1 protein-coding gene is annotated in these 571 nt (G+C 48.2%); it reads right to left on the bottom strand.

Annotation, left to right across the window (positions count from 1 at the left end; genetic code table 11):
* Window positions 1–571, bottom strand: a 571-nt coding sequence (locus JKG61_RS22800) for a DUF7507 domain-containing protein (RefSeq protein ID WP_202105313.1), incomplete at both ends; no start/stop codon positions are given.

The raw sequence follows: 571 nt of genomic DNA, 5'->3' as shown, positions 1-571 counted from the left end.
GAACCGTTAAATGTTTTATCGGCAACAGTAACATTACCCAATGTAACACTACCGGTGTTGTGGACCACAAACGTATAGGTAACCACCTCACCTACGGTCAAACTGCTGCAGTTCTCTCCGTTCGCAGGTTGTTTATTGTGTGTCTTCACAAGCCTGATACCCGGCGACTGACAGATAGCGATAGCTGTAGGGCTGTCATTATCCAGAGCAGTACCCGAAAGATCTTTATAACTCACATTGTTAAAGACTCCTGTAGCCTCCGCCTGGTTACTGATATTACCACGGTTAAGGTCACCCTGCTCTACAGTATACGTAGCCGTATAGGTCAGGGTACCCCCCGGCAATAGCGCTGTAGCACTGCTGCCCGAACTAGCCACTGGTACACTCAATCCACTTATAGCACCGGAACCGTTAAATGTTTTATCGGCAACAGTAACATTACCCAATGTAACACTACCGGTGTTGTGGACCACAAACGTATAGGTAACCACCTCACCTACGGTCAAACTGCTGCAGTTCTCTCCGTTCGCAGGTTGTTTATTGTGTGTCTTCACAAGCCTGATACCCGGCG

The sequence above is a fragment of the Sphingobacterium faecale genome (assembly GCF_016746095.1).
GTDB classification, from domain to species: domain Bacteria; phylum Bacteroidota; class Bacteroidia; order Sphingobacteriales; family Sphingobacteriaceae; genus Sphingobacterium; species Sphingobacterium faecale.
The sequence above is the reverse complement of the archived record's forward strand: the minus strand, read 5'-3'. Positions and strand labels throughout refer to the sequence as shown.